The organism is Paenibacillus sp. FSL R5-0378 (genome assembly GCF_038009285.1).
GTDB classification, from domain to species: Bacteria; Bacillota; Bacilli; order Paenibacillales; family Paenibacillaceae; genus Paenibacillus_AQ; species Paenibacillus_AQ favisporus.
Window position 1 is genome coordinate 254,687 of the sequence record NZ_JBBPAY010000001.1, and the last position, 25,855, is coordinate 280,541.

Below are 25,855 nucleotides of genomic sequence, written 5' to 3' on the forward strand. Positions count from 1 at the left end.
CAAAAATAGGATCCTCATCTGAATAAATTATAGATTCATTTCTGTAATTCATTCTATATATTACCCTATTTTATTCTCGGCGACTGCCTTGGGCTGATTAACGGGCGTGACGCAGCAAAAAAGCGCTCCTGCGAGCGCCTGATGGAATGGAAATGAACGGACCGATGGGCGGCCACTTTCCTGTATATTAAACCCGTTTATGAATGAATCCGTCTTCTCGCCTTAAACTGCTTGTATTGAAAATACACCGTACAGCCGATGCAGTAACCGCACAGCGCCACAAATGCCGCCAGAAACAGCATCGCCGCAAAAATATACCCGAACACCGGCAGCTGCAGCGCAAAAAAGAGCAGCGACAGCGTCAGGAAAAGCACGGCCAGCACATTGTTGAACCGCTGCAATTCCAGTGCCTGAGTCGGTTTGCCTTGGACACGCAGAAACGGTTTGGCCAGGAGCACGAACGCATTTTTTCCTGTCAGCAATCCAAGCACCTGAATGATCCATAGCGCCAGCAAAATGTACGGCTGGTTGAACACAGCGGTCAGGATCACAAACAGCACGATGCCGGTCTGATTCGCTTTGACATAGGGTTCCGGAATTTCCTTCATCGGGGTTCACCGTCCTTTAAAGAAGAGATAGGGGTCTTTGACCTTACTATAGAATATTAATCCGATGAGTACAATAGGAATAAAAACGAGATGTGGTTCACGCAATGAATCTTTTATGATCTAAAACGTTTACCGAATCCGATGAAAAAGGCCCTGCGCCGCGGCAGAGCCCTACTCATCGTGAAGCTTACTTGATCTCGATTTTAAAATCCTGCAGGATTATTCGCCGGGATAATCAGTCAGCCGCTGGTTTAGACCGGCCCCCTTTCGGTTGTCCCTTCTCAATGCTTTCCTAAAGTTACCCGATCCGCTCCTCAGCCTCCTCGGCCAGGCGGAGCAGCTGCTCCCGCACATGCACCACCTCGCCGAAAATGAGCAAGGCCGGGTTTTTGACGTGCATGAGGGAAGCCAGCTTGTGGATGCTGCCCACCGTGCCGGTAATGACCCGCTCCTGTTCGCTCGTCCCCTGCTCGACGATCGCAGCCGGGGCCGAATGCGGCCGGCCGTGAGCGATCAGCTCGCGGCAGATATCGGCCATGCCGGCGACACCCATGTACACGACCAGGGTGTCGACGCCCTGGGCGAGCAGGTCCCAGCGGGGACCCTGCTCTCGGCCGGCACTGCTCGAGCCGCTGACGAAGGCGACCGAGGCGCTCCGCCCGCGGTGGGTCAGCGGGATACCCGCCGACGAGGCGGCGCCGATCGCCGAGGTAACGCCCGGCACGAACTCGAACGGGATGCCGCGCAGCGCCATCTCCTGCGCCTCTTCGCCGCCTCGGCCAAAGATCAGCGGATCGCCGCCTTTCAGCCGCACGACCTGTTTGCCCTTCATGGCGAACGCGGCGAGCTGCTCATGGATTTCCGCCTGCGGCACCGCATGCTGTCCCGGCGCCTTGCCGACGTAGACGAGCGCCGCGCCTTTCTTCGCGTACCCAAGCAGTTCCTTGTTCACCAGGCGGTCATACAAGATGACATCCGCCTCCTGGATCCGCCGGAGCGCCTTTAACGTAATGAGCTCCGGATCACCGGGACCGGCGCCGACGATAGACACCATGCCCGGCTTCATCGGCCGCGTTCGGCAGACACAGCCGCCGCCTCCATGGAGCCTCGGGCTCCGGCCGATCCGATCGCTCCGGATTTACTTCTGCCAAACCCGCGGATGGACACGTAATACGCTACGCCCGTAAACAAAGCGCCGCCAATGAAGTTGCCGATCAGCACAGGGATCTGGTTCCACAGCCACCAATCGGCAAAGCTGACGTTGGCGCCCAGCATCATCCCGGCCGGAATGACGAACATATTGACGACGGCGTGCTCGAATCCTTGGCCGAAGAAGATGAGGATCGGCAGCCACATCGCAGCGATTTTGCCAGCGGTGGACTTGGACGTGAACGCCATGACCACGCCCAGCGTCACCATCCAGTTGCACAGCATCGCCTTGATCACGACCAGCAGCAGGCCTTCGCCGCCGAGCTCCTTATAGGCCAGCGTCTTTGCTTCGCTCGTCTTGATGATCGTCTGGACAAGCGGGCTGCTCATGTCGTGCCCCATTTTGGTAATGGTCAGGCCGTACAGCACCGCATAGACCAGGCAGCCGATCACATGGCCGAGGATGACCCAGCCATAATTGCCGAGCATAGAGCGGACCGAGGCCTTTTTCTGCAGCACCGCCAGCGGAATGAGCGCAAAGCTCCCCGTCACCAGCTCCAGCCCGAGCAGCACGATAATCACAAAGCCTACGGGAAAAATAAGCGCACCGGCCATCGGAATATTCGTTTGGGATGAAGCGGTAAAGGCCAGCGTCGTGGCACAGGCCAGAATCGCCCCCGCGAGCATGCTGCGCACCAGCATTTGCCCCGGACTCAGCTTTGCTTTGTTCGCACCTCCCTCAATCATGTCATTTAGAACCTCGCCTGGTTTTACGTAATCCATCGGCTGCTCCTCCTCCCTCTCGCTTAAGATTCCGTCAGGCAATAAATTGCCCCGCTTACCGGATCCACCTCAACCTCATAGGTGCTGACCTTGCCGGTATCCGGCTCCTGCACGCAACCGCTGCGCAGGTCGATTTTCCAGTCGTGCAGCGGACAATGCACATCCTTGCCGCACACCATGCCCTCGGAGAGCTTTCCTCCTTTGTGCGGGCACTTGTTCTCCACCGCCAAAATATCCCCGTCGCTTAAGCGGAACAAGGCAATCTCCGTTCCCTCCAGCACTACCGTTCGCGATCCTTTCGGATCGATTTCCGCTATATTTCCGATCAGATGTTTAACCATCCCGTTTCCCCCTTAGTTCTTCACAGGCTCTGCATTCGGCAGAGGTTCAAAGTTTTTGCGGAGTTCCTTGTCGGACAAAATCTCCTTCCACGGATCCTTCTGCGTGCTGAGCGCCAGCTTCAGCCGCGCATGGAGAGCCTCGCGGTCTTCCTTCTTCTCCAGAGCCTTCTTCACGCTGTCCAGCCCGACCCGCTCAATCCAGACCGAAGTCCGTTCGTTCCACTGCGCATGCTCGCGGTAATATTGAATAAAGGCACTCGCCCACTCCACTACTTCATCCTCGGTTTTCACGACGCAGAGCAGTTCGGTTGCCCGCACATGCACGCCGCCGTTGCCGCCGACATGAAGCTCCCAGCCGCCATCGATGGCGACCACGCCGAAATCCTTAATCGTCGCTTCCGCGCAGTTCCGCGGACATCCCGATACGGCCAGCTTCACCTTGGCCGGTGTACTCAGACGTTCCAGCTCTTTTTCAAGCCGGATGCCCATGCCGATGGAGTCCTGGGTACCGAACCGGCAAAAGGTGGAACCGACGCAGGTTTTGACCGTGCGGAGCGCTTTGCCGTAAGCATAACCGGAAGGCATGTCGAGCTCCTCCCACATTTTCGGGAGATCCTCCTTTTTGACGCCAAGCAGATCGATCCGCTGCCCGCCGGTGATCTTGACCATCGGCACGTCGAATTTCTCGGCAACCTCGGCGATTTTCTTCAGCTCGGACGGAGAAGTGACGCCGCCGTAAATCCGCGGCACTACGGAATAGGTTCCGTCCTTCTGAATGTTCCCGTGGTATCTTTCATTGGTGAACCGGGATTCTTTTTCATCCTTATAAGACTCGGGGAACAGCATGCCCAAATAGTAGTTCAGCGACGGACGGCACTTGGAGCAGCCTTCGGGATTGTTCCAGCCCAGCACATTCATCACTTCTTTGATGGACTTCAGTCCCATCCGGGAGATTTCCGCGACGATTTCGTCCCGGTTCAGCGTCGTGCAGCCGCATATGCCTTCTTTGACCGGCTCTCCTGCCGCATCACCCGCATAGAGCTGAACCAGTCCCTCTACGAGCGGCTTGCAGCCGCCGCAGGATCCGGACGCTTTGGTGCAAGCCTTGACCGACGACACGGTCGTGCAGTTTTTGTTCAGGATCGCGTCCTTGATCGTCTCTTTGGTGACGCCGTTGCAGCCGCAGATGATCTCGTCATCCGGCAGACTGGCCAGCCGTTCTTCCGGCGATACGGAAGCTCCCGCGCCGACAGCGAAGCCGAGCAGCAGCTCCTTTTCCCGGCCCTTGACCGATTCCCGGCTCTTCATCAGCGAGAACAGCTTGGAGCCGTCGCCCGTGTCCCCGAACAAAACGGCGCCGACGAGCCGGTCGTCGTGGATGACGATCTTTTTATACACACCCTCCACTTCATCTTGGTAGCGCAACGCCCTGGTGCCCTCCGGCTCGGCAAAATGCCCCGCGGAGAATACATCTACGCCCGACACCTTCAATTTGGTGGAAGTCACGGAGCCGGCATAACCAGCGGTATCGACGCCCGCAAGCCGTTTGGCGAGCACCGCCCCTTGTTCATACAGGGGGGCGACCAGTCCGTAGGCGATGCCCCGGTGCTCCGCGCACTCGCCGACGGCATAGATGCCGGGAATGTTCGTTTCCATATAATCGTTGACGACGATGCCCCGGTTGACCTCAATTCCGGCGGACTTCGCCAAGGCCACATTCGGCCGGATGCCGACCGCCATGACGATCAAATCGGCGTCGACCCGGGTGCCGTCGGTGAAGCGAAGCTCCTTGACCCGCTTGCGCCCCATAATGGACTCGGAATGTTTGCTCAGCAGAAACGTCATCCCTTGGGCTTCCAACTCCCGCTGCAGCATCCGCGATGCGGTTTCGTCCAGCTGACGCTCCATTAAATAAGGATGGATATGGACGACCGAGACGTCCATGCCGAGGTGCAGCAGCCCTCTCGCCGCTTCGAGTCCCAGCAGTCCGCCGCCGATGACCACAGCTTTTTTGTGCTTCTTGGACGTCTCCATCATCATTTCGCAGTCCTTGATATCCCGGAAGGCGATGACCCCTTCCTTATCTGCGCCCGGAAGCGGGAGCATGAACGGATTGGAGCCCGTCGCCATAATCAGCACGTCATATTTCGCCTCTGCACCTTGATCGGAGTAAACGACGCGGTTTTTCGTATCGATTCGGGTCACCATGTGCCCGGCATATAGTTGAATCCGGTTCTCTTTGTACCAGTCCCAGTCGTTGATCACAATTTCCTGAATATCCGCACCGCCCGCAAGGACCGATGACAGCATGATCCGATTGTAGTTGGGATAAGGCTCCGCCCCGAAAATCGTGATTTCGTACGCATCCGGCGCCAGCTTCAGCAGATGCTCCAGCGCCCTTACCCCCGCCATCCCGTTACCGACCATGACCAGCTTTTTCGTCGCCATGTCTCTTCCGCTCCCCTCAATAGTCCAATCTTCTGAATCTTGTACCAAAAACCAGAAAAGCCCGCCTTCAGGCCCCGGACAGAGTGGACACACTCTGGTTCAGGAGTCGAAAGCAGGCTTCATTGCCGCTATAAAGGATACACCGTTGTATCCGGCTGTTATCAAGTTCTTGATGGAAATATACACTACCTCGCGAATGTTTGTCAACATATTTAACATGAGAAAACCATTTCGATTTGGTTATCGACATGTCACCTTGTTTTATGTTATATAAATTAACATACAAATCTGTTGCACTCATCTTAAACTCTGACTGGACTGAATTAAGAAGGGAGCGTCTATGCATGCGTTCATTGCTGGTTATCCACCGCCAGACCCCTCCTTCAGAGCGAAGTGATTCAGATAGCAGGACGCTTCTGCCGGAGTACATCCTTCGTTCCTACGGGTACCAAGTCCATCTAGCGCGCAATGAGGAGCAGGCGATCGCCGGAATCGGAGATGCGGACGGTGCGGTGCTTCACCTTCCGGTCTCCGAGATCAAGGCTTGGTGCGGCAAGCTCGAGAAACACAAACAAACGCCAGTTCTTTGGTGGTGCAGCGATACGGCCGCTTCCATGTCCCTCGAGGCATGTGAGGATGATGTTATTATTGACGGGCTTTTATTTCCGACCATGAAAGCGCACGAGCTGCATTGGTCGCTGCATTTCAGCTCCGCCCACTTTTATGAGCGGCAGCAGTGGAAGAACGAGCGCAAGCAGCTTCTCGCCCGCATTGAGGAACGAAAGTGGATCGATATGGCCAAGGGGATTCTGTGCGAACTCAAAAATATATCGGAATCCGAAGCCTATGACGTCCTGCGCAAGCAGGCGATGAATGAACGAAAACGGATGGTGGACGTCGCGACCTCCATCGTCAAGCTGTATCAGCTGCTTCAGGAATCCGGTTCGGGAGGTGCCAAGAAATCATGATCCATTTATTAAAAGAAGTCGGCCGGGGCAAGCGGGGCGCCCGTGACCTGACCTATGAGGAAGCCCTCCAGGCGGCTGAAGCGATCCTCGGTTTAACGGCCTCGCCCGCCCAGATCGGGGCGTTTTTTATCGCCGAACGCATCAAAATGGAAAGCGTAGAAGAGCTGGAAGCCTTCGTGTCGGTCCTGCGCAAACACGCCGCCCGTTCGGACCTTCCGCAGGGCATCGACTGCGCCGGCCCGTATGATGGGCGAAAATCGTCCTTTATGTCCACGATTGCCACCTCGTTTGTGCTGGCTGCCGCCGGGCTGCCTGTCACCCTGCACGGGTCGGCGTCCCTTCCGCCGAAGTGGGGGATGACGCTGGCCGATGTTTTTGCCGCAATGGGTATTTCCGATCCGTCGCTGTCCAGGGAGCTGTGCCTGGAAGCAGCGCGCCAGACGGGCGTACTGTACGCCCATGCCGAGACTTGGTGTCCGCCGCTGGCGAAGCTTCGCCCCATTCGCGAGGAGCTCGGCATGCGGACCGTGCTTAACACGGCCGAGAAGTTTGCGGATTACGGGCACTCCCCTTTCTTAACATTCGGGGTGTACCATAACACGGTCTTTGACCGGCTCGGCCGGCTCATCATGAACCTTGGCTATGAGCGGGCCATGATTATCCAGGGAAGCGAAGGCTCGGATGAGCTGTATATCCACCGCCCGACCCGGACCTACCGGATCGAACACGGGGAGGCTTCGCTTCAGATCATCGATCCGGAGAGCTTTGGCCTGGATACGCCGCTGCCGGAGGTCGACTGGACGCCGGCCGAGCAGGCGGCGGTCACCGGCCAGGTGCTGCAGGGCAAGGGCAATATGGCTTTTATGTATCAGGTGCTGCTGAACGCGGCAGTGCGCCTGCATCTGGCGGATCGGGTGCAGTCTGTCGAGGAAGGCCTGTATACGGGCAAGGCACTGCTGGAATCCGGCAAGCCGCGGGAGCTGTACGAAAAGTGGCAGGCGGTGCTCAAAAACCAGCCGTTAACAGTCTGAATCCCCTGTCTTCCTGCTGACGGTAGAGGAAGAATAAAGAACGTCCCGGAATTCCGGGGCGTTCTTCGGTTTGTCTACAGTTTGTCTTTGGTTTGTCTAAACTTCGGTGCGGCGTCGGTCTACATGGCGGGCTCACTTTGCTTATGCCAAGGCCGGTTGCTCAGACCATGAGCTTTGGCGTAACCTATGGCTTCTTCATTCCAGCCTGGTCCAAGCATGCGCCCATTAGTTGACTACCGCCGTCTAAGCCTCGTACTGCCTAACCCCGCCGCTTACGCCTCTGCCGTTCCGAACCGCTTGGCTGACCGCTCTTTCGCCTTCTGAGCCTCGATCTCGCGATCACGGGGACTGGAGTTTGTAACCAGGGAGTCCAGCAGCTTCCTGGATGCCGCGGCGACCTCCGCTATCGCCAGATTAAAAGCTTCCTCATTCGCCTTCGACGGGCTCTGGAAGCCTGACAGCTTGCGCACATACTGCAGGGATGCAGCCTGAATCTCTTCATCGGTAGCCGGCGGATCAAAATTAAACAGCGTTTTGATATTTCTGCACATAGCCCTTCTCCTTTGGAATGTTTTTCGAATGCGTTTTATGTCCAATATAACGCACCCGCTGCCGTTTTCCAAGAAAAGGGCTACGCTCTCCTGCATCAAGTCTGTTTCCCGGACATTTAAAACCGCATAGGAATCGGCTTCGCCTCATGATGGGCCAGCGCCGCAACGCAGTCCTCTCTCCCGGCGAATTCCCGCACCCACTGCAGCGATTTCATCGCCTGATCCGGATCCGACGTAATCCCCGGCAGAATCATCTCCTGCCAGGATCTTTCCGCATACCCGGCATCGGAAGCCAGGAGCAGCCACCCTTTCTCTACTTTGGCCAAAATAGACAAATGCCCTGGCGTATGTCCCGGGGTATGAACCAGATACAGCAAGCCGTCGCCGAATACATCCAGACCCGCTTGATACGGGCCGTAGGGGATCGGCTCGAGAGCAAATGGCGTTACGAGCACTTCCTGGTGCCATGCCTCCTGGCTCACGGCCGCAAACTCCCATTCCGGCTGGCTGACAAGAAAACGACCCGCCCCCTTCAGCAGCTCAAGGCCGCTGATATGATCGACATCCAGATGGCTGATGACAACAAGGTCAATATCTTTTGGGGTAAGCCCGCGCGCCTGCAGCTGTTCCCTGACAGAGCTGCCGGCAGGCAAATCGTATTCGATGAACTGCCATAAATCGCTGCCCAGGTGCTGTTCCGGCCGGGTTCGTATATCCTCATGCCATCCGGCATCGACGACAACGCGCCGTCCACTGGGATGCTCAATCAAATAGCTGGACAGCGGAACTTCGGACTGGAAGGATTCGCCCCGCTGATTCACCGGAGGTATGCTGTCCAATTCCTTAAATGCGAGCGAGCGGTCATATTTCAATCGGCCTGTATGCAGCACCTCTACCTTAACAAAATCGTTCATCATCATTCGCCTCCTAGATCGGTTAACAGCATTATGCAGCGTTCCCTTCATTTCGTGAAGACGGCACTTTTTAGTGATATACGAACCCGAAGGTTCGTGCTGTACTCCGTAACAGCACAAAAAAGCCCGGCTTACGCCGGACTTCATGTCGTTCCATTCTGTTCATCACGTGGGGTTTGCCGCGCTGCCCGCTTCCTCGATCTGCTTAATGACATCCGTCAGCGTAATGCCATCCAGATACCGCTCCAGCGCGGCTTCTCCGCCGCTGTATATCTGATCCATAATTCCCTCGATATTGGAAGCCACTTCGCAAGGCAGCTCCTCTCCGCCTGAACACCAGCTCGGCTTCAAGGATCCTCTTGCAAGCAGACGGTACAAATCACCCAATGTGACCTTCTCGGTGCCCGGATTCAGCAAATAGCCCCCGCCGACACCTTCCTTGGTCGTTACATACCCCTGTTTGCGCAGCAGTCCAAGCACTTTCCGAATCCGTGCCGGATGCGTGCAGACACTCTTGGCAATCTCTTCACTGTTAGCCATTCGTTCTTCTTTCAAGCTAAGAAGGGTTAAACAATGGACGGCAATGTTGAACTCACTATTCATTTTCGCTCCCCCTTATTACTGTAATTATATGGTTTACAGTTGCTTGTGTCAACCGGATTGCCAGGGTTTGGAACGTTTTCCGCTGAAAAATAAATAAAGGACGTTAACGAGACTCCCGGGGCTGCTTTTCCTCGGGACCAGTATGCTTAGTTTGACTTAATTCCCCTTGGATTAAACCTCCTCTCCTGATAGATCCAGCGATCGTTTTCCCGGCTCTGAAAAGTTTGTTATACTAGAGCGGGATCCTGTCCTTTAGCTCTAAGGCTCCAGGCTCCCTAAATCCTGCGTGAAAGAGGTTGTGTAAACCATGATCATTCAGTTTATTCGTTACCGTTAATGTAAGGTACAGATAACAACAGCCCCGTTTTTAAAAAATACTGACGAGGGTTTATTTGTCTGTGCCTTTTTCATTCAAACGGAAAACGAATGAATGGGGTGTTTTTGGTGCACAACGCTAAATTAACCGTGCTCGCCGGACTGATATCCCGGCATGAGCACCTGTTTCGCTGCCCAATCTGCTCCCGCCCATTGAAAATGGACGGATCTCGCAGCATGATCTGCGGCAGTCGGCATTGTTTTGACTTGTCCAAGGACGGTTACATCAACTTGATTCCGCACGCCGTGCGGTCCAAATACAACAAAGACCTGTTTACTTCACGGCGGGAAACCAGCCGCCACGGCTTGTTTGACCCGCTGATCGATGCGATTCGCAACAAAATTGAGGATACGGCGCCTTCTCAATCGAGGGAGCTGCGCATTTTGGATGCGGGATGCGGCGAGGGCTCCCATTTGGCGGCGATTCTATCTGCCCTGCAGAAGCCGGATGCTCCAGACATCCTGGGCGTGGGCGTGGATATCGCCAAAGAAGGGATTCGCCTGGCCGCCAAATCGGGCGTACCGGCGATCTGGTGTGCGGCCGACCTGGCCGGCAGCCCGTTTGCCGACCGGCAGTTCGACGTCATTCTGAACATCTTGTCTCCGGCAAACTACCAGGAGTTCCAGCGCCTACTCCGGCATGATGGCCTGGTGATCAAAGTCATCCCAGGGAGCCGATATCTGCAGGAAATCCGAGCCTTGTTCCAAGGTGAGGCTGCAAACCAGCCATCTCCTGCCAAGGGACTTGCCGACGGACGCACTATCGACCGCCCATCTCCTGCTGGCGACAGCACTACCCGACGGCCCGTTCCTGCCACTGGACGTACCGCCGAGTTGTTCGGCAGGAATTTTGCCAGCGTGGATGTTCAGCATGTGGAATACAGCATGCTCGTCGCCGGGGAAGCCTTGGAGCATCTTCTGCGCATGACCCCGCTCTCCTGGGGCGCGCCGGAAGAAGCGATTCAGCAGGCTGCCGGGCAAGGCCCCCTGCCGGTCACCTTTGATTATGAAATTTTATGTGGCCGTTTGAACGAATAAGTGATCGGTCTTATCGACATCAAAGCCCCTATCGGCCAGCAGCGGCCGGTAGGGGCTTTTTTCATACAAAGTTTCGGTTATGGGGGTGGGCTGGGAGATCGTCATGGAGCTTCCCAATAATCCTCCGGATTCACGTTTTCCAGTCCCTTGATGGGCTCGCCTTTCGGCAGGTCGAAGGACCAGTTGACGTTGGTGTACCACTTGTCGGTGACCTTGCGGATGAGGGTCGCTTTTTCGGGAAGGGTTGTTAAGCCTCCGACGATAAAGCCGGGGTCGCCGTTGACGTCCTGAAACTCGGTCAAGCCTCCATAAGAGCCCCTAAAGCTTGCTGGAAATTCCCTACCTGATTTTTCGTCTCTCATCACCCATTCGTCATGGGAAAACATATTTCTGAATTTTCCTTCCACCTGAAGCAAACCAACCATTTCTTTCTCGAGCGAATTCGGATCTTGGCCAATCTTCATGCTGCTGATGGTTAAAGAATCCCCTTGGCCCTTAAATTTGGCTGGCTTCGAAGACAATTCAAGTGGATGAAATTGCACCGAATCGTCGCTTATCACAGGAATGGAGTACCCGTCCAAAACAAACCTTACCTTCTCGCGGTCATAGGGAAGATACTTAAACGTGTAGTACCAGTGAAGCGTATCTCCATCCAACTGTGGTTGTTGGGCAATCAACGTTTCCACATGCGGACTTCTATAGTTATTGACGCTTGAAAAGTCATTTCCATTCTCATCCTCAAAATGGTACATGAGAAGCATATTCTCCAAACCTGATTCCGGGACCAGCTTAGCCAGCTTCCCATCTAATGAAGTAGATAGCTCCAGCCGTACAGCACTTGGCGTTCGTACCAGCCGTTCCATCTTAACGCGTAATCCATCTGGTGTAGTATACTGCTGATCCAATTGCGTTACTTTGGTCAGTTCATTCGCTTTTTTCATATCCAAGGAAAATTTGAAGTTCCAATTCCCTTTAACGACCTTGTGGGAAAAGAGCTTCCGCCCAATTTGGGTGATCTTCCCTTCCACAGTGAGCGTATCGGTTTTAACTCCATCCGGGAAAAGTGACGAAACATTTTCAATTACGGCGGATCCCCCTAAAGAATAAAGCTTTGCCACTTCTTTGCCCTCGGTATCCTTAACTGTAACTTGGCTCCAGTCTATCTTGTTTACCACTGGCTTCCCGTTCGGGTCGGTAATTTTGACTCCCATCATAATCCGCGCCGCATCCACAACAACTTCATTAATTTCTAATGTATATCCTTTGTCCTTTACTTTGATATGCGGATTTTGGACAAGTCCGAGTGTTTGAGAGTCCAACAGCCCAATATCCGTATTATCCCTCGCAAAAATCGACCTCACCCAATCCGCTATCGAAGGCTGAGCGTAAACCGTGAGTGCGGCGGCGACGATCAGTATGCAGACTGCGGCCAGAGCGGCCCGGCGAATGAACGGAGAACGTCTCTTTTTTCTCAACAAAATCGTGCCCGGCTCGTTCTCCTCAGCTGCAGGCTCAATCGGGACATCAGCCAGGGAAGCCATCACCTGCCGGGTGAAATCATCCGTCAGCCGCTCAGGGTACAGCGCTTGGCTCCAGGCTTCCTGCTCCTGTCGGACTTCTGCCATCAATGCCTGACAGCGAGAGCAGTTCTGCACATGGATATTTAAGCCAGCCCCAGCATACGTTTCTTCAAGAATGAATTCTTCCATCTGAGCACGATTCAAGCATTTCACGGCTGATCCCCTCCTTTCCCTTCAGCTTTTTTTGCAGCTGCTTTCTGGCCCGGTGCAGCCGGTTGCGAACCTGATCCACCGTCAGGCCCGTGACGCTGCCGATTTCGTCGTAGCTCAGCTCGTTGGTGTACCGCAGCAAAAACACCAGCCGGTATTGTTCAGGCAGTTCCCGAACTAACTGCAAAGCCTCCTGCCGAGTTTCCTTGCGAAGGAGAGCCCTCTCTGGCGTGTTCTCATCCCGTACCGCCTGGTACGCTTCTTCCTCCGGGGCCTGCGGAAACGACTTCCGCCGTCCCGCATCCCGCAGCACATTCACCGCGATCGTATACAGCCAGGACGCAAAGCTCGATTCCAGGCGGTAACTGGCCAGCTTGCGGTACGCTTTGACAAAAGCCTCCTGCGTATAATCCTGGGCATCCTGATGACCCGCCCCCATACTGCGGAGCAGACCGTATATTTTGTTTTTATGCGCATCGACCAGCTCGGCAAAGACCTCCTTACGCCCCGCCAACACCTGCTCGATCAGCATGCTTTCCCGTTTCGGGTCTATCATGACGATCCTCCCTGCTTTAATAGCCATCTGAATCTATAAACGGCATATGAGGACGAATGCTCTCACTTTCTGGAAGAAACATCTGTTAATCGGTCGAATAGATGCCAAAGCGGATTGTCCCGACTCTCCCCGACTACCCGATCAGGCGCAAAAAAGTCCGCCACATTGAACATCACAGCGGCGGACTCGAGAGAGATTTTCGGAGCCAAAATCCCCATAAACAAAAAAATGAGCCCTTCAGCGAAGGAGCTCCAAATCAGATTAGACATATGAAAGGGTTTACAATAGGTATTATAGTATATATCTTCCTGATTGAAAACGCTTTTTTATCCTTTAATTTCATTTTATCTCATGTGTACTGTGTATCGTATATCTTTTGTACCTCGCGTCTCATATTACCTTCATGTCCTCGTATCCCACACCCTCATACCCTCATAACCTCGTGTCCTTAATCCCACACGTTTCTCAGTACATGTTGTTCACCACATGTTTACCAAGCCTTTTCCACATATCCGCTAATTAATTTTAAATTGGGTATTGCCAAAACTAATGTCATTAGTTATTATACTAATATGATTAGTTTGAGGAGGAGTTATCCATGAAAATGACGACCGTTCAGCAAGTAACCCAGGTTGCTTTTATGCCCCGCTTGTTTCCCGTTAATGTGTATCTCGTTGAAGAAGAAGACGGGTTGACCCTAATTGATACCGGTATGCCTTTTAGCATAAAAGGCATCCAGCAAGCCGCCGCCCGCTTAGGCAAACCGATCGTAAGGATCGTTCTGACGCATGCGCATGGCGACCATATCGGGGCATTCGACCTGCTGAAGGCGGCTCTTCCTCAAGTGACGACTTATATTTCCCGCCGCGACAGCCGCCTCCTTGCAGGCAGCAAGGAGCTCGAGCCCGGCGAGCCGCAGGAGCAGGTCCGCGGAGACATCCCCGCCCCGGGCAAGGTCACCACGAAGCCTGACGTGCTGCTGGAAGACGGAGACCGCATCGGGTCGCTGCTGGCCGTCGCCTCCCCCGGGCACACGCCGGGACATATGGCGTTCTACGACACGCGCAGCGGCGTCCTTATCGCGGGCGACGCCTTCCAGACCCGCGCGGCTCTGGCCGTATCGGGCCATATGCAGCCGCTGTTCCCTTTCCCGGCGATGGCCACCTGGAGCAAGGCGACCTCTATCGCCAGCGCCAAACGCCTGGCTGGTCTGAATCCGACCTGGCTGGCGGTCGGCCACGGCAAAATGATTCCGCAGCCGACCGATAAGATGGCTGTCGCCATTTCCCGGGCCGAGGAGGCCCTGAAGAAGGGGGCGGTATAATGGTGCGCCGCATGGGGCTTGACCGCGAAACCCTGCTGGTTGCTGCGGCCGAACTGGCCGATGAGGCGGGATTGGATAACCTGACGCTGTCCGCACTGGCCCAGAAGCTCGGTGTCCGCTCCCCTTCCCTGTATAACCACGTGAACGGACTGCCGGACCTGCGCAGCGCGCTTGCCGCTTACTGCATGCAGCATCTGGTCGATTTGATGCGCGACGCGGTCATCGGCAAATCGGGCGAGGAAGCGATTCTGAGCTTGAGCAAAAGCTACTTGGCGTTTGCCCGCCAGCGTCCTGGCCTCTATGAGGCCTTTTACAAAATCGAAGCGTCGGATTCCCCGGAAACCGCAAAGCTGGGTGAGCAGCTGTTGAGCATCTTTATCCGGGTTCTCGAACCCTACGGTCTCGGGGAACAGAACACATTTCATACGATCCGCGGCCTGAGGAGCCTCCTGCACGGCTTCGCCTCCCTGGAACAGAACAACGGCTTCCAGATGAAGCTGGATTTTGACGAGAGCCTGCATTTTGTTATGAGAGCCTTTCTGAAAGGACTGGAATCCGGCGCATAACCACCCGGCGGGCTTGCCCTCAAGGCCAGGTAAAGATGTCATATGACGTTCAAGTTTACTTCTCTATTTGTGTGATATACTATTAGATGTGATAAATTATATTGACAAGAGGGGAGTCCTTGACGTGCCTCATATCAGTCCCTTGTATTTGCAAATTGGAACGACCGTGGGGACGTTGGTTTTGGCCCTGATGACCATATTCATCCGTCTCAAGGCGAGCCACAGACCCGTTACGATAAAGAAAATACTAATTCCGCCGATGGGCATGGCGACCGGTTTTTTGATGTTCGTCGCCCCGGCTGTGAGAATTCCGCTGTGGTGGGCGCTCATCGCCTTTTTAGTCGGCTGGTTCCTGTTTTCCTATCCGCTGATACGCAGCACCAAATTTGAAGTAAGCGGAGGACAGGTCTTCGCACAGCGCTCCAAGAGCTTTATCATTATCCTCTTCGCCCTGCTGGCCGTCCGCATGCTGCTGCACCAGGTGATTGAGGAATATGTATCGATTCCGCAGACCGGCGCCCTGTTCTTCATTCTGGCCTTTGGCATGATCCTCCGCTGGCGGATTTTCATGCTGAGACAGTACCGGAAGTATGCGCCCGCTGCCGTAGATTCGGTATCCGATCCCTTAAATCCGGCGGAATGATCCCATGATCGATACTAAGCCAAATAACGTCTTCCACGCAGGGTTTCCTGTCCGGGGCAAACGATAAGCCAATTTCCTTAAGATAAGGAGATTGGCTTTTTTGATACCATAAGACTTTCCTCAAAAAATAAACCCGCCTATGCATAGCGCCAAGCCGTTTGGAAAATGCTTAAAACGAATGAAATAAGCGGGTCCGCTGCGCTGGACGCCCGGCCTGCAAGCTCTTTTCCAATCGATGGCGGCGATACCATGTATATTTTTTCACATTTCTTTCGTAAAGTGGTCCTTTTTACGATCATTTATGTTAACATTAGGAGGACGATAGTGACTAGGCCTTTTCGGACGGAAAAGGTCTTGTGGCTTGTAGATACTCCTTCGAAGGGAGTCTATGAGCTCCTTTTCATTATAAAAATACTTAAGCACAACTGCTTACGCAAAGGAGAAATGGACATGTCAGAAGCAATTTCTGAACAAGAGACACAAAACGTGTCTGTCGGCAAGGAACAAAACGACGTGCTGGACCAGCTGCTCAAACCTGAGGTGCAGGAATCCCTTACGATTCTGGTCGACCAGCTTCCAAAGCTGACTGAGCTTGTGAATCTATTGACAAAGTCTTATGACTTCGCTCAAACCGTCGCTACCGACAAAGTGCTGAAGAGCGACACCGTAGGCGCGATCACCGAAATTGTGGAGCCTGTGAAGCATTCGGTGAAGAACATCGCCGCTACTGTCATCGAAGCGAAAGACCGCGCTGAAGACAGCAACGAAGTGATCGGTCTTTTTGGTCTGCTTAAAATGCTGAAGGATCCGCAAGCTCAAAAAATCTTCCGGTTCCTGAACGCTTACCTTCAAATCTCTGCGGAAAAAGCAAAACAACAATAATCTTTTATACATCTAACCAGTAAGGACGGAGGAAAAACCATGTCAAAACATATTGTCATTTTGGGTGCCGGTTACGGCGGCTTGCTTGCCGCTCTGACCGTACGCAAATATATGAACAAAGATCAAGCACGGGTTACGGTCGTGAACCAATACCCTACACACCAAATCATTACCGAGCTGCACCGTCTGGCTGCAGGCAGCATTGCTGAGAAAGCGATCGCTATGCCGCTCGAAAAACTGTTCAAGGGCAAAGAAGTCGACCTGAAGATCGCAACGGTCAACTCTTTCTCCGTAGACAGCAAAGAAATCAAACTTTCCGACGGTTCCAGCCTGTCTTACGACGCTTTGGTTGTCGCACTCGGAAGTAAAACGGCTTACTTCGGCATTCCAGGGCTCGAACAGTACAGCTTCGTGCTGAAGTCTGCTGAAGACGCGCTGAACATTCATAAGCACATCGAAGACCGCATCCGTGAATACTCCAAAACTAAAAACGAAGCTGACGCAACGATCCTCATCGGCGGCGGCGGCTTGACCGGCGTTGAGCTTGTCGGCGAAATCGCTGATATTATGCCGGGTCTGGCTAAAAAATACGGCGTAAATCCAGCCGAAGTGAAGCTGCTTCTGGTTGAAGCCGGCCCTAAAATCCTGCCTGTACTGCCTGATCACCTCATCGAGCGCGCGCAAAGCAGTCTGGAAAAACGCGGCGTAACCTTCCTGACAGGATTGCCTGTAACAAACGTGGAAGGCAACGTGGTTGACCTGAAAGACGGTCAAAAGATCGTAACCAACACCTTCGTATGGACAGGCGGCGTGCAAGGCAACCCGCTCGTAGGCGAATCCGGCCTCGAAGTGAACCGCGGACGCGCTACTGTCAACGAATTCCTGCAATCCACTTCCCATCCGGACGTGTTTGTGGCTGGGGACAGCGCCGTTGTATTTGATCCAAGCGGACGTCCACAACCGCCAACCGCGCAAATCGCTTGGCAAATGGGCGAGCTGATCGGCTACAACCTGTATGCCCTGCTCGAAAACCATGCGTTCGAAACTTTTGCTCCGGTGAACTCCGGTACGCTTGCAAGCCTTGGCCGTAAAGATGCCGTTGCTACCATCGGCGAAAGCAACACGTCCCTCAAAGGCCTGCCTGCATCCCTGATGAAGGAAGCAAGTAACATCCGTTACCTGTCCCACATCAAAGCTCTCTACACGTTGGCTTACTAATCTGTAAACCATCGTTTGACGCATTAAACCAAACAGCCCTCTTTCCAAGGCATTTGCCATGGAAGGGGGCTGTTTTTTGTTGGGATTGGTGCCCGCTCACCTACCGTTCAGCGCATGCCGGAGATCGGCGAGCTCCTGCCCGATATCCGGCACCAGCGGCAGCTCCAGCCCGTCGGTTCCCTCTGGCCCCTCTTCCGTCTCCCGCCGCTGCTCTGCGGACTGGGCCATTTTCTCGAGATGGAGCAGCACCGCTCCCAGCTCCGGGTCGGGCAGGACGGGCCGGAGGGCGCTCAGCGCGTAGGAGTTCAGCACGTACCCGAACTGATCCAGCGACCAGATGACGGGCAGCAGCTTCTCCAGCTCCTCCTCGCTGCGCGGAATCTCGCCGAGTGCGGTCTGGTACACTGTCCTCAGATTGGACAGGTGCCGCCGCATGGAGCGCTGCTGGAGGATGAGGCTCAGCTTCGCTGAGGCACTCGCAGGCTGCCGAATGAACAACAGCGCCAGAAACTGCGCCTGGCTGCGGATCGTCCGGCCGAGAAGGTACGGAATCCGGCTGGAAGCTGAGCGGCTGCCGACCAGCAGCACGCCGATCAGGCCGATGACGCTGCCGACGAGCACGTCGGTCAGCCTGGCGCCGGCAAAATAGCCGAAGTTATGTATCCGGGTATTGGTCTCCGCCATCAGCAGCGCGTTGGGCGTGATGAATAGCATAGCCAGGGCGTAGTTGCGCACGATCAGCAGCTCCGTAAAAAAGGTGAACAGCATGATCGCAATGGATACGACGAAGCCCTCCGGGTGAGTCCACAATATCGCGCTCGCTATGAGGATGCCAAGTATCGTTCCGAGGGAACGCTGAATCGCCCGGTGAAAGGTGGCGATGACGGTGGCGCCGAGCATCACCGAGGCACAGGAGAGCGGCACCCAGTAGGACCGATTCAGCTGAAACGCATATGCGGCAGCGGCAGCCACCATCAAAATGACGCCAAACCGGATCGCCTGCAGAAATACGATCGAGTCCTTATCCAAATTGCCCTCCAGGATGCTTCGCACCGGAGTGCGGGTCAGCTTGCGGCGGTCCTGCTCCCCCTCGGGTTCCGCATCGCTAAAAATAGCATCCAGCTGCCCAACAAGGTCCCTCAGATCCCGGATGCGGGGATCCAGGTCGTCCGGCAGCGGCGTTCGAACCCATACATCCGGCTGCCCGCACGCTTCCCCTACCCTTCTGACCGCGGCGCTGAGCTCGGGCGGAAGCTTCTCCCCCGCCGCTAACGAAATTTTGTCCGTAATCAGATAAATGTGGTGCGCAAGCGAGTACATCTGCGACAACCGGCGCGGTGTTACGTCGCTTCGCCGATCGAACCCGCCTGTCGCGAGCGTGGTTTCCGCGCTGTACATGGACAGCAGCGTCTGATGCCGGGCCCGGCTGTATTCCCGGGTGCCCGCATCATTCAATAGGGAGCCTAGGTCGAGATACAGCTGGCGGACGGCGCCGATTTCGGGACCGTGCGGCCGAAGCAGCCAGCCGGCCATGGCAAAGCACCAGGCCAGCATTCCGCCTAGAAACACCAAGCCGCCGCGGAGGAACGCCTGGGAAGGATCGGGCGGCATCCCCGTGGCCAGTGTGAAGCTGAGCACGAAGAATAACGCTCCGGGACCTTTAAACTTCAGCACGCCGAACAGGTAGGACGCCGCTGCCCCGATGCAGCCCAGAACAAAGGCGGCAAGAAGCGGGTAAGGAGCCAGCAAGGTGCCCGCTGCCACAGAGAATGTCAGTCCCAGGGCGGCAAACAGAATTTTTTTGGCCCTAAACCCATACGGCTCGCTCGCCACGTACAGATAGGCGAAACCGCCTGTTCCTGCCAGCATCCCGTACGAAAATTGGCCAAGCCAAAACCCGATCAGGGATGGCAGGCCAACGCACAAACCGGCGCATAAAGCCCGGTTCCACGGGAGCGCAACCTTCTTCATCTCAAAGGCTTGTTTGATGGTTTGCGATAAAAACCGGTGCTGCTTTTTCGTTACCCCAACTTGGATCCCTCCTTCCCCACCTGATCATGCCAAAAGAGCAGCCCTACACCTGTAAGGCCGCTCCCGGTTTACCATGTACTATATTTATTGCCATCCGTAATCCGCAATATGCTGACGCCCGCTTGCTCCTCCGCCCATTTTTGATGTCCTCTTGCAATGATATGGATATAGGGTACGTGAACAAAAGACGCCCTGCGACCGAAACCTTCCACTCCGCGTGAGGAGCGAATAGCCCAAGCCTGATTTTCCATAAAATAATATGATTCCACGATTCAAAGTGCCGCTTCAAATTTACCCCAGGGCACAGGGCAGGAGGAAAGGAATGAAGAAGGACCTAGGGCGCCCCAGGCGGCGTTCCGAGTTTACGGTTTGGGTCGTGTCCCGATCCGATGTGTTTACGTTTGTGGTCTACGAAATTATTCTCAGCTCTGCGGTGTATGCCGGCCTCAAGCGGGCCAACGGGCATGAGCTGATCGCCATACTGGGAAGTTCGGTCAGCACGACCATGTGTAAAAGGTGGGTTCGCCTGGATGCGCTGGCCTGGTGGAGGCGCGGGCGGGAGCTCCATATTGTTCCCTGGCCAAATCGCCCTTAGGGTAATTTAAAAGAATTCTAGCTCACGGAGAAGAAGGTGGCGGAAATGAAAAGAAGAAAGCGCAGGGTCGCCATCGTCGGCTCGGGCATGGTCGGTGCAACTGCAGCCTATTCCATGATCAACCAATCGATCTGCGATGAGATCATGATGGTCGACCGCACTTATGACCGCGCGCTGGCGCAGGCGCTCGACTTGTCGCACTGCATTGATTTTACGCATACGCGCACTTCGGTCTACGCTGGAACATACGCGGACTGTTCGGATATGGACGTCGTAATATTGACGGCAGGAGCTAATCCGAAGCCGGGCCAGACCCGGCTGGATGTGCTTGAAGAGGCGGTACTTATCACCCGGCAGATCGTTACGCCGATTTTGAAGAGCAGCTTTGAGGGCATATTCATCACCGCGGCCAATCCGGTCGATATCGTCACCTATCTGATCCGGCAGTTGTCGGGCTTTCCACGGAACCGGGTCATCGGCACCGGAACGTCCATCGACTCTTCGCGCCTCAAAACGCTGCTGTCGGACATTTTTTCGATCGACCCCCGCAGCGTTCACGGGTATGCTTTGGGTGAACACGGCGAGTCCCAGTTCGTCGCCTGGTCGCATGTCACGATTGGCGGCAAACCGGTTCTGGACATTCTCTCACAACACAAGGAGCGCTTTAAGCACGTGGACCTGACGGACATCGCCCGAAAAACGAAGGACGCCGGCTGGGAGATCTACACCCGCAAAGGATCTACGCATTTTGGCATCGGTAGTGCCATTGCCCACATCACCCGCTCGGTGCTGAACGATGAGCATAAAATAATCGCCGTGTCGGCCATCCTCGAGGGAGAATACAGCGAACACGGCGTGTGTACCGGCGTCCCGGCGATTATTCACAGCGACGGGATCCAGGAAATTATCGAGCTGAATCTGAATGAAGATGAGCGCGGGCTGTTTGCCGCGTCCTGCGGCGTGATCCGCAGCAATTTGGAGAAGCTGAATCTGGTCTAGCCGGCTACATCCACCGGATAAAAAATCTCTGTTCCACGGGGATTTCATGCTCCTCTGCCCATTGCTGAAGCTCTGGCTCGCCGGCAGGCTGACGGGGCTGCAGGACAAAGCACAGCTTCATCGGCACAATCCGCCGCCGCTTCAGCTTGATTCCATACCAGCGCTCGTTGATCCACACGCCCTGAATGTCCGCAGCGGGTACTTCCTTGCCTTCCAGAACAAGCTTTCCTGGCTCAAGCAGCAGTGACTTGGGTTTCCCTGCTGAGCGAAAGAGTGCAACCGTAATGGCCCCTACGATAAATAGTAACACCAGGATGCCGATGACAAAGTTGATTTTCTTGATATTATCGTCCAATGAATTACTGATTAACAATTGAATCATAATGGCTAGAATCACAACCATGCAGATCAAAAATTTTGCCCGCAGCGGATATTTAATGGCAAGCTGGGAACGCATGAGCTGCCCCCTTTCCGTGTGTTATTTTACATAATATGGGACGCAGGCTATACTGCTATCATACATCACTTTTCTGGAAAGGGGGAAGCCCGCGTGAATTTCGCCTTGATCGGTTTGGCTGCTGTCTTGATGGTGTTGTTTTGGTCCGCTCTAGTGATCGGGGGTATCAAGCTCCTGTTCAGCAAGGGACTAAAACGCAGGCTGGACCCTTTTATCCTGTTGTCACTCGTTCTTGGACTGGCTGCCGTCGCCCGGATCGTCCAATGCTGGATTTACGGCCAACCTATGCCCGCAAGTCTCATCATGCTTTTCGTTTCCATCCTTCTGGTCGGGTCATCGCCGCGGCGTTACTTGAAAAACCAGCTTTAAGTTTTCACTATCCCCCTTGCCTACTCCAGGACAGGAGGCACCCGGTGCCTGGTGGCCTGTTCATAGCCATAAGCGATCTTGATCAGCGTCGGCTCGCTGAAAGCCCGGCCGATAAAAGTAATCCCCTGAGGCCCTTTGGTGGTATAACCGCCGGGTGCAATGACTCCGCGCTCGGCGAATCCGCCCGGCACCGTAATAACCGGGAAACCGGCCCGTGCCGCCAGGTCATCTCCCCCTTCACTCCCCAAAAACAAGAGGGCATCCAGCTTATGCTCATCGAAAGCCCCGTTCAGCCCCTGCCTTGCCTGACTGACGCTGCGCTTCAGGCTGTCGGTATACTCCTTTTCGGTCAGCGTGCCGCTGGTAGCCTCCGAATGGATCAGAACGTCCTGCCCGTAGCGGAGGCAGGTATCCGCATGCTCCTCATTGAACCGGATCACCTCTTCGAGAGAATGCACCGGCACGGTTTCCGGCAAGCGGGACAAGTAGTCATTGACCCCTTTTTTAAATTCATAGGTCAGCACATGCCCATTCCACTCCGCCTGCTCGCAGGATAATTCAACCGGGTCGATGATCTCCGCTCCTTTCTCCTTCAGCACCTTGATCGCGGCTTCGATAATATTCAGCCGGTCCTCGTCCAGATCCTGATAATAAAACCTCGGAATCCCGATTCTCGCCTGCGGGAGAAATTCGGCATCCAGAAACGGCGTATAGTCCGTATAAAATTGACCGCTGCTGCCGTGTGTCACCTCGTCCTCGGGGTCTACGCCGGTCAAAGCGCCCAGCAGCACCGCCGCGTCGGCCACCGTTCGGGCCATGGGGCCCGCCGTATCCTGCGTATGCGATATCGGAATAATGCCGGCTCGGCTTACTAACCCGATCGTCGGTTTGATCCCGACGATATTGTTCTGGCTGGCCGGACTGATGATCGACCCGGAGGTCTCCGTACCGATGGCGGCCGCGGCCAGATTCGCCGCCACCGCGCTGGCCGAGCCGGAGCTCGAGCCGCCGACGAACAGTTCGCCTGGTCCATAAGGGTTCAGACATAACCCGGCACGGCTGCTGTATCCCGACCACATCGTGCTGGACATAAAGTTGGCCCACTCGGTCATATTGGCTTTTCCGAGCAATACCGCCCCGGCGGCCCGCAATTTTTCCGCCACGAATGAGTCCTTTACGGCTATCGAATCCGCCAGCGCCAGTGTCCCTGCGCTGGTATGCATCGCATCCCGCGTAGCAATGTTGTCCTTCAACAGAATCGGGATGCCGTGCAGCGGCCCGCGGGTGCCGATTTCGTACCGCTCTTCGTCGAGCGCCCGCGCAATATCCAGCGCCTCGGGGTTCACTTCGATGATCGTTTTCAGTTTTCCGTCAAACTGCCGGATACGTTCCAAATACAGCTGGACCAGCTCTTCCGAGGTGATGGTGCCGGTATTCATCGCTTCCTGCATGCCGGCGATATCGGCCTCCACGATCCACTCAGCCGGGTTTATTGGACTGCTGCTCATTATAATCGCCCCCTGGGTAAGCTGCCTTCGTCAGCATGTATCTGCTTACCATTTTTCGTAACACTTGATCTGTATAACCGCTTTTTCCTTTTGTATTCTATAGGCCGCTAGTATTTTGCAGCACGATGCGCCAGCCGTCCGGGTCGCAGATGGTGATGCCGTTAACGTCCCAGTACGGGTTCTCGGCTTTGACAGCCGGGTAACCCATCGCCTGAAGACGCTGCGCGATGGCATTTCGCTTGTCGGCATCTGGTATGTAGAACACCAGCAGATTGTCCTCTGAAGGCGGCGGCACGGGAACCCCGTGTTCATGCTGCGTAAATTCAAGATGGTAGGCGGAATCCGGCAAGCCGAACATCACACCGTCATAGCCTTGATGCTGCTGAAATGAGCCGATGACCGGCAGTCCGAGCCCTTCATGGTAAAACTGTTTGATTTTCTCGATTTGGTGCGTCGGGCGCGCCACCCGGAACTGAACGGCCGGCATCTGCTCCGACCAGACAGGGTTGTTGTCCATGATTGACCTCCTATATAGTAAAGTCATACCAACTCATTTCATTTTCAGGAAAGAAGGTACACTCAATGATTATTTACCAGGACCATCTGCAGGGAATCACGGAGTCGTCGGTTGCCCCCGGCTTTTTCGACGGCTGGCCCAACCCGCCCTCGCCCGCTGTGCTGATCCGGCTGCTTGCGAACTCTACCTTTATCATACTGGCTATCGATGCCGATACCAAGCGAATGATTGGCTTTATTAATTGTTTATCAGACAAAGTATTAACGGCCTATATTCCTTTGCTTGAAGTGATTCCGGAATATCAGGGCCGGGGAATCGGCAAGGAGCTGACGGCACGGATGCTGGAGAGACTGAAGGGGCTGTATATGGTGGATCTGCTGTGCGATCCGGATGTGCAGGAGTTCTACGCCCGTTTGGGTATGAAAAAAGCGACGGGCATGCTGATGAGGAACTACGAGCATCAATCAGGGGCCGAGCAATAGGCGGTCTCCGGGTCTTTCGAACTCTAGGGGGAGGCATTCCCAATGGACGACTTCTTCCTGATACAGGCGCGTTTGCACGCCCTCATCGTTCCCCTCCCGATTCGCCGGCAGGCTGCTTCAGCGCCTCCTCCAGCACCAGTCCCAATAAGGCATGATCAATGACATAACGAAACTCTTCAGGCTCCACCCAAATTCGGGCCAGGCACTCGTTTTCCCGGTTAAACGGCAGGCATTCCTCAATGTCCATCCGGTAAAACAGCTGGTAGCCGACCAGCGGATATTTGCCGTTCGGGTCAAAATGCTCGTTCTCCTCGTGGCTCACTTCCATCATCCCGATGTACACGGCACGGCCGCGGACGCTGCCTTCCTCCAGCACCTCGCGGTGAAACGCCTCCTCCGGCGTCTCGCCCGGCTCGACATGCCCGCCGGGGATATCAAAACCGCGCCCGTCCACATGGACGGCCAGCACGTTGCCCCGCAGCATACAGATGCCGTGAACGCTGGTCACTTTGGCCGGATCCGGCATATCCTTCGTTGGGATCCAGGTCAGCTTGACCGGCTGGCCGCCCCATTCTACGCGTATCGTTTGATTCACAGATATAATCCTCCTTCATTGCAGTGCACGATGTTTGCCGTCAGCCTCCGCTCATTTCCTCAATACAAAATGATGAGGGCAGCGGCATTTGATTCTCTTTCCACACTGCCCAAAGTACCTTAATATGGGAATGAATACTTGGGAGGTGACTACTATTCCTCGTAAACCACTATTCATATTATTTCTCCGCCGCCGCGCTCTGATCCTGCCCTCCGCACTCCTGGCCGTTGTTCTGCTGCTCACGACACTGCCGGGATGCGGCAGCCGAGAATCAGGGAACACTGGTGCACACAAGACGGTACAAACCGGCATCTCGCATTCCTGGGCTTTTCCGTTTATCCGCTGGGATAGCCGTCTGTATCGGCTGACCGAGCTGCACTCCGTCAAACTCGGCACCCGCCTCGGCACCGTAGAAACCTACGCCGATGTCGAAGGCCACGAATACCACGGAACCTATTCCAATAAATACAAGGTGGGAACCGGCATATTTTCCATCCAGGGAACGGCTCCTGATCAGGCTATTGCCGTCCAGACCGGGAATGGGATCGATGTGCTGATCGAGTCTACGCTGAAG

Annotated in this window: 27 protein-coding genes; 12 read left to right on the top strand and 15 right to left on the bottom strand. The window is 55.0% G+C overall.

All coding sequences use genetic code 11. The features are described 5' to 3' along the window. Positions 1–197: 197 nt before the first annotated feature. The 5 genes from MKY74_RS01135 to nirB form a co-directional block, all read right to left on the bottom strand. Positions 198–608: a DUF4395 domain-containing protein gene (locus MKY74_RS01135; RefSeq protein WP_076172803.1), complete on the bottom strand. Its 411-nt coding sequence runs from the start codon at positions 606–608 to the stop codon at positions 198–200. A 298-nt stretch (positions 609–906) separates the two neighbouring features. Next, positions 907–1,674 carry a uroporphyrinogen-III C-methyltransferase gene (cobA, locus tag MKY74_RS01140; RefSeq protein WP_076172802.1) on the bottom strand — a complete coding sequence of 256 codons (768 nt, stop codon included), beginning with the start codon at positions 1,672–1,674 and terminating at the stop codon, positions 907–909. Further along, on the bottom strand, positions 1,671–2,540 hold the full coding sequence (locus MKY74_RS01145; RefSeq protein ID WP_076172801.1) for a formate/nitrite transporter family protein: 870 nt from the start codon (positions 2,538–2,540) through the stop codon (positions 1,671–1,673). The genes cobA and MKY74_RS01145 overlap by 4 nt, the downstream gene beginning before the upstream one ends. Before the next feature lie 23 nt (positions 2,541–2,563). Continuing rightward, positions 2,564–2,881: a nitrite reductase small subunit NirD gene (gene nirD, locus MKY74_RS01150; protein WP_076172800.1), complete on the bottom strand. Its 318-nt coding sequence runs from the start codon at positions 2,879–2,881 to the stop codon at positions 2,564–2,566. A 12-nt stretch (positions 2,882–2,893) separates the two neighbouring features. Next, on the bottom strand, positions 2,894–5,329 hold the full coding sequence (gene nirB, locus MKY74_RS01155) for a nitrite reductase large subunit NirB (protein WP_076172799.1): 2,436 nt from the start codon (positions 5,327–5,329) through the stop codon (positions 2,894–2,896). 344 nt (positions 5,330–5,673) lie between these two features. Between nirB and MKY74_RS01160 the strand changes: the two genes are divergently transcribed. Beyond that, positions 5,674–6,297 carry an ANTAR domain-containing response regulator gene (locus MKY74_RS01160; RefSeq protein ID WP_076172798.1) on the top strand — a complete coding sequence of 208 codons (624 nt, stop codon included), beginning with the start codon at positions 5,674–5,676 and terminating at the stop codon, positions 6,295–6,297. Beyond that, complete coding sequence (locus MKY74_RS01165; RefSeq protein ID WP_076172797.1) at positions 6,294–7,328, top strand: anthranilate phosphoribosyltransferase; 1,035 nt, start codon at positions 6,294–6,296, stop codon at positions 7,326–7,328. Before MKY74_RS01160 ends, MKY74_RS01165 begins: the two co-directional genes overlap by 4 nt. A gap of 272 nt (positions 7,329–7,600) precedes the next feature. Here the strand turns inward: MKY74_RS01165 and MKY74_RS01170 are convergent, their stop codons facing one another. From MKY74_RS01170 to MKY74_RS01180, 3 genes are all read right to left on the bottom strand, one after another. Next, positions 7,601–7,879 (bottom strand): DUF2277 domain-containing protein, encoded by a 279-nt coding sequence (locus MKY74_RS01170; RefSeq protein WP_076172796.1) that lies wholly within the window; start codon positions 7,877–7,879, stop codon positions 7,601–7,603. Between the two features lie 116 nt (positions 7,880–7,995). Beyond that, on the bottom strand, positions 7,996–8,793 hold the full coding sequence (locus MKY74_RS01175) for an N-acyl homoserine lactonase family protein (RefSeq protein ID WP_076172964.1): 798 nt from the start codon (positions 8,791–8,793) through the stop codon (positions 7,996–7,998). A gap of 165 nt (positions 8,794–8,958) precedes the next feature. Beyond that, positions 8,959–9,396, bottom strand: coding sequence for an RrF2 family transcriptional regulator (locus MKY74_RS01180; RefSeq protein WP_076172795.1), 438 nt, complete (start codon positions 9,394–9,396; stop codon positions 8,959–8,961). Between the two features lie 444 nt (positions 9,397–9,840). On the opposite strand from MKY74_RS01180, the gene MKY74_RS01185 reads away from it, so the two are divergent. Then, positions 9,841–10,809: a putative RNA methyltransferase gene (locus MKY74_RS01185; RefSeq protein WP_167372890.1), complete on the top strand. Its 969-nt coding sequence runs from the start codon at positions 9,841–9,843 to the stop codon at positions 10,807–10,809. A gap of 101 nt (positions 10,810–10,910) precedes the next feature. Here MKY74_RS01185 and MKY74_RS01190 read toward each other — a convergent pair whose 3' ends face one another. Continuing rightward, positions 10,911–12,542: a DUF4179 domain-containing protein gene (locus MKY74_RS01190; RefSeq protein ID WP_144025459.1), complete on the bottom strand. Its 1,632-nt coding sequence runs from the start codon at positions 12,540–12,542 to the stop codon at positions 10,911–10,913. Further along, positions 12,499–13,095, bottom strand: coding sequence for an RNA polymerase sigma factor (locus tag MKY74_RS01195; RefSeq protein ID WP_076172792.1), 597 nt, complete (start codon positions 13,093–13,095; stop codon positions 12,499–12,501). The genes MKY74_RS01190 and MKY74_RS01195 overlap by 44 nt, the downstream gene beginning before the upstream one ends. Before the next feature lie 598 nt (positions 13,096–13,693). Between MKY74_RS01195 and MKY74_RS01200 the strand changes: the two genes are divergently transcribed. From MKY74_RS01200 to MKY74_RS01220, 5 genes are all read left to right on the top strand, one after another. Then, positions 13,694–14,419 carry an MBL fold metallo-hydrolase gene (locus MKY74_RS01200; RefSeq protein WP_076172791.1) on the top strand — a complete coding sequence of 242 codons (726 nt, stop codon included), beginning with the start codon at positions 13,694–13,696 and terminating at the stop codon, positions 14,417–14,419. Next, on the top strand, positions 14,419–14,985 hold the full coding sequence (locus MKY74_RS01205; RefSeq protein WP_076172790.1) for a TetR/AcrR family transcriptional regulator: 567 nt from the start codon (positions 14,419–14,421) through the stop codon (positions 14,983–14,985). The genes MKY74_RS01200 and MKY74_RS01205 overlap by 1 nt, the downstream gene beginning before the upstream one ends. Before the next feature lie 124 nt (positions 14,986–15,109). Then, on the top strand, positions 15,110–15,628 hold the full coding sequence (locus MKY74_RS01210) for a CcdC family protein (protein ID WP_076172789.1): 519 nt from the start codon (positions 15,110–15,112) through the stop codon (positions 15,626–15,628). Positions 15,629–16,078: 450 nt separating this feature from the next. Further along, positions 16,079–16,510, top strand: coding sequence for a DUF1641 domain-containing protein (locus tag MKY74_RS01215; RefSeq protein ID WP_076172788.1), 432 nt, complete (start codon positions 16,079–16,081; stop codon positions 16,508–16,510). 39 nt (positions 16,511–16,549) lie between these two features. Next, a complete protein-coding gene (locus MKY74_RS01220; protein ID WP_076172787.1) occupies positions 16,550–17,728 on the top strand; it encodes an NAD(P)/FAD-dependent oxidoreductase in 1,179 nt (392 codons plus the stop codon). A 96-nt stretch (positions 17,729–17,824) separates the two neighbouring features. Here MKY74_RS01220 and MKY74_RS01225 read toward each other — a convergent pair whose 3' ends face one another. Further along, complete coding sequence (locus MKY74_RS01225) at positions 17,825–19,699, bottom strand: FUSC family protein (RefSeq protein ID WP_084203982.1); 1,875 nt, start codon at positions 19,697–19,699, stop codon at positions 17,825–17,827. Positions 19,700–20,081: 382 nt separating this feature from the next. On the opposite strand from MKY74_RS01225, the gene MKY74_RS01230 reads away from it, so the two are divergent. After that, entirely contained in the window at positions 20,082–20,354 is a 273-nt protein-coding gene (locus tag MKY74_RS01230) for a hypothetical protein (protein ID WP_076172785.1), read from the top strand. 45 nt (positions 20,355–20,399) lie between these two features. Beyond that, positions 20,400–21,353 carry an L-lactate dehydrogenase gene (locus tag MKY74_RS01235; RefSeq protein ID WP_076172784.1) on the top strand — a complete coding sequence of 318 codons (954 nt, stop codon included), beginning with the start codon at positions 20,400–20,402 and terminating at the stop codon, positions 21,351–21,353. Between the two features lie 4 nt (positions 21,354–21,357). Here the strand turns inward: MKY74_RS01235 and MKY74_RS01240 are convergent, their stop codons facing one another. Continuing rightward, positions 21,358–21,810 (bottom strand): hypothetical protein, encoded by a 453-nt coding sequence (locus tag MKY74_RS01240; RefSeq protein ID WP_076172783.1) that lies wholly within the window; start codon positions 21,808–21,810, stop codon positions 21,358–21,360. A gap of 93 nt (positions 21,811–21,903) precedes the next feature. On the opposite strand from MKY74_RS01240, the gene MKY74_RS01245 reads away from it, so the two are divergent. Continuing rightward, entirely contained in the window at positions 21,904–22,179 is a 276-nt protein-coding gene (locus MKY74_RS01245) for a hypothetical protein (protein WP_076172782.1), read from the top strand. Positions 22,180–22,199: 20 nt separating this feature from the next. Here the strand turns inward: MKY74_RS01245 and MKY74_RS01250 are convergent, their stop codons facing one another. Continuing rightward, a complete protein-coding gene (locus tag MKY74_RS01250) occupies positions 22,200–23,687 on the bottom strand; it encodes an amidase family protein (RefSeq protein ID WP_076172781.1) in 1,488 nt (495 codons plus the stop codon). A gap of 97 nt (positions 23,688–23,784) precedes the next feature. Continuing rightward, positions 23,785–24,204, bottom strand: coding sequence for a VOC family protein (locus MKY74_RS01255; protein WP_076172780.1), 420 nt, complete (start codon positions 24,202–24,204; stop codon positions 23,785–23,787). Between the two features lie 65 nt (positions 24,205–24,269). Here MKY74_RS01255 and MKY74_RS01260 point away from each other — a divergent pair, with 65 nt between their 5' ends. Next, entirely contained in the window at positions 24,270–24,686 is a 417-nt protein-coding gene (locus MKY74_RS01260) for a GNAT family N-acetyltransferase (protein ID WP_076172779.1), read from the top strand. Between the two features lie 82 nt (positions 24,687–24,768). On the opposite strand, the gene MKY74_RS01265 is transcribed toward MKY74_RS01260, so the two are convergent. Beyond that, the gene (locus MKY74_RS01265; RefSeq protein WP_076172778.1) at positions 24,769–25,281 is read right to left on the bottom strand and encodes an NUDIX domain-containing protein; all 513 of its coding nucleotides are present in this window, start codon (positions 25,279–25,281) and stop codon (positions 24,769–24,771) included. Positions 25,282–25,855 lie beyond the last annotated feature (574 nt).